This window comes from Streptomyces sp. NPDC021562 (assembly GCF_040640875.1).
Taxonomy (GTDB): Bacteria; Actinomycetota; Actinomycetes; order Streptomycetales; family Streptomycetaceae; genus Streptomyces.
On sequence record NZ_JBFACN010000069.1, the window covers coordinates 1 to 3,460 of the forward strand.

2 protein-coding genes are annotated in these 3,460 nt (G+C 72.7%); one reads left to right on the forward strand and one right to left on the reverse strand.

The genetic code is table 11. The annotated features are described in order from the left end of the window. Nucleotides 1–237 precede the first annotated feature (237 nt). Nucleotides 238–1,302: a LacI family DNA-binding transcriptional regulator gene (locus tag AB0G52_RS40800; protein ID WP_361344306.1), complete on the reverse strand. Its 1,065-nt coding sequence runs from the start codon at nucleotides 1,300–1,302 to the stop codon at nucleotides 238–240. A 217-nt stretch (nucleotides 1,303–1,519) separates the two neighbouring features. On the opposite strand from AB0G52_RS40800, the gene AB0G52_RS40805 reads away from it, so the two are divergent. Then, nucleotides 1,520–3,379, forward strand: coding sequence for a glycoside hydrolase family 2 TIM barrel-domain containing protein (locus AB0G52_RS40805; RefSeq protein ID WP_361344309.1), 1,860 nt, complete (start codon nucleotides 1,520–1,522; stop codon nucleotides 3,377–3,379). The last annotated feature ends 81 nt before the right edge of the window (nucleotides 3,380–3,460 follow it).

Consider the following 3,460-nt stretch of genomic DNA (forward strand, 5'->3'; position numbering starts at 1 on the left):
GGCGGGCCGCGCGGCGTCAGGTGCGTGCTCTCGGCGTGCCGGGCCCTGATCCACGTACTGGACGTACTTGGGTCAGGGCCCGGTGCGGCGAGAGTACGTGCATGGCGTCGCGCGGCAGGCGGGACTTTCGCAACACGCCCTAGAAGTCCTACCACCGTTCGATTCGATACGCCGGGGCAGCCAGGAGCCCGTCGACCGTCGGGAAGAAGTCGTCCCCTGCCGTCGTCGCGTCTCGGGTCACTCCGGCACGGGTGCCCGGCGCGAGGACTCGCGGACGACCAGCCGGTACGGCGTGGCCTCCTGGGGAGCCGCCACCACCGCTTCCGCCTGGGCGTCCTCGCCCGACGCGGCCTCCTCGGACTCCCCGGCGGCCGCCATCTGCTCCTCCAGCAGAGCCAGTGAACGTTCGGCGATGGCGTCGAGGTCGGGGGCGACGGAGGTGAGCGGCGGGTGGGTGTAGGCGGACTCCTGGACGGCGTCGATACCGACGACGGCGACGTCCTCGGGCACCCGCACCCCGGAGGCGTCCAGGGCCCGCAGCGCACCGACGGCGAGCGCGTCGTTGAAGGCGAAGATGGCGTCGGGCAGCGGGCCGTCACCCTCCAGCAACTCGCGCACGGCCACGTAGCCCTGCTCCCTGGTCCAGTCCTCCACGGGTACGACCAGCCAGTTCACCCGCCGCACCCGGGCCGCCGACATCGCCTGCTGGTACCCCTCGGTGCGCTGGCGGCCGTTCTCGCTGCCGTTGCGCCCGAGCGCGACGATCCAGCGGCAGCCCTGCTCCAGCAGGTGCTCCACGGCCGTCCGCGCGGCCGCCACGTTGTCGATACCGACCCGCGGGAACTGGTCGCCGACGCTGTGCTCGCCCAGCATGACCAGCGGAAAGTCCGGCTTCTTGGCGGCGACGTCGGCGGCCGGCAGCGTCAGGGCGCTCAGCAGCACGCCGTCGGCCACATTGGTCAGACCGCCCTCGATGATCCGCCGCTCCACCTCGCTGTCGCCCGAGGTCGACTCGACGAGCACCGTCATGCCGCGCCGGCCCGCGGCCCGGATCACGGCCTGGGCGAGTTCGGCGAAGTAGGGCTCGGCGAGGAACGGCACCGCCAGCGCGATGAAGCCGGTGCGGCCCGAACGCAGGCCGCGGGCCAGGTAGTCCATGCGGTAGCCCAGCTCGTCGAGCGAGCGCTGCACCTTCGCGCGGGTGTCGGGGCTGACGTGCGCGTAGCCGTTGACCACGTTCGACACCGTCCGCACCGACACCCCGGCGTGCTCGGCCACGTCCCGCATCCGCACCTTGGCCACTGGGGCCTCCTTCCCGTCGCGCCGGCCCTCGGAGCCCGCCGGCCGGCCCCGACCGGGCGCCCAACAGGCTCTCCGAGTCTGCCGCACCGGCGAGCCCCGCCTCATCGTCGCATCCCACCCGGCCATTGCATCGATGCAAACGATCACTCATGATGACAGGGCTTCGACCGTGGAAACGCCTGTGCCGGAAATTCCGGAAAGGGCAGGAGGAGGGTCCGTGAAGGCGAGCGAGCAGGACGGAACGTATCCGAGGCCGATCCTGCGGCGGGAACGGTGGCACAGCCTCGACGGCCTCTGGGAGTTCGGGTACGACGACGCCCGCGAGGGCGAGCGCGACACGTGGTTCTCCGAGCCGGCGGCGGGTGCGTTCGACCGGGAGATCACCGTCCCCTACCCGCCCGAGGCCCCCGCCTCCGGCATCGGCGAGACCGCCGCGCACCCGGTGGTCTGGTACCGCCGCCGCGTCCCCCACGAGGTGCTCGCCGCCGGCGACGGCGACCGGGCGCTGGTGCACTTCGGAGCCGTCGACCACCGCGCGAAGGTCTGGCTGGACGGCCGCCTGGTGGCCGAGCACGTGGGCGGTCAGACGCCGTTCACCGCCGACGTCACCGACGCGCTGCGCCCCGGCGCCGACGAACACGTACTCGTCGTACGCGCGGAGGACGACCCGGCGGACCTCGCACAGCCGCGCGGCAAGCAGGACTGGCAGGACCGCCCGCACGCGGTCTGGTACGAGCGGACCACCGGCATCTGGCAGACCGTATGGGCCGAGACCGTCACCGCGTGGCACATCCGCGACCTGGCCTGGATCCCCGACCCGAAGCGCGGCGTCACGGCCGAGATCACCCTGGCCGCGAGGCCCGCCACGCCGGTGAGCGTGGAGATCGTGCTGCGCCACGACGGCGAGGTGCTCGCCGAGTCCACCACCGCCGTCCGTACCCCGCGCGCCCGCGTCGACCTCGTCGTCCCCGCGCTGCGCAACGGAATCGACCGCGAGGACCTGCTGTGGAGCCCCGAGCGGCCCACGCTGATCGACGCGCGGGTCACCGTCCGCGACACCGCCACCTCGGAGGTGCTCGACACCGTCGACAGCTACGTCGGCCTGCGCAGCGCCGACGTCGGCCGGGGCGCCTTCCTGCTCAACGACCGCCCCTACCAGGTGCGTTCGGTCCTCAACCAGGGCTACCGCCCCGACACCCTGATCGCGAACTCCGGTACCGCCGAACTGCGCCGCGAGGTCGAGATGATCAAGGCCATGGGCTTCAACGCGGTCCGCGTCCACCAGAAGGCCGAGGACCCCCGCTTCCTCTACTGGGCCGACCACCTCGGCCTGCTGGTGTGGGGCGAGACCGGAGCCGCGTACGAGTACGGCACCGAGGCCGTGGAGCTGCTCACCCGTGAGTGGCTGGACATCGTGCGACGTGACCGCAGCCACCCCTCGGTCGTCACCTGGGTGCCGGTCAACGAGAGCTGGGGCTGCTCCGACATCGCGAACGACCCGGCGCAGCAGGCCTACACGGTCGCGCTCGCGAACCTCACCCGGGCTCTGGATCCGACCCGGCCGGTCATGTCCAACGAGGGCTGGGAGCACACCGACAGCGACATCCTGGGCGTGCACGACTACTCCTCCGACGTCGGGCTGCTCACCCGCCGCTACGGCGACGCCGCCGGGTTCGAGGCGCTGCTGGCCTCGCCGGGGCCGGCCGGGCGCGCCCTCTCCCTGGACGCACGGCAGACGGAGCGCTACCGCGCCGGTGAAGTCCCGCTGATGGTCACCGAGTTCGGCGGACTGTCGGTGGGCGCCGGGAAGGACGAGTTCTCCTACACGCGGACCGGCTCGGACACGCAGTACGCGGCCCTGCTCGACGACGTCTTCGGGGTGCTGCACAGGAGCCCGATCGTCGCCGGCTTCTGCTACACGCAGTTCATGGACACCGCCCAGGAGACCAACGGCCTTCTGCACGCGGACGGTTCGCCGAAGCTGCCGCTGGAGACGATCCGCCGTATCGTCACCGGCAACGCGACCGTCCCCGAGGAGAAGCCCGAGTCCCCGGCCCTGGCCGACGAGGAGCAGTGACCGGCGGGGGGGGGGGGGGGCCCCCCCCCGGGGCCCCCGGCGGCGGCCCCCGCGGGGTAGAGGTGGGGGGGGACGGGGCGG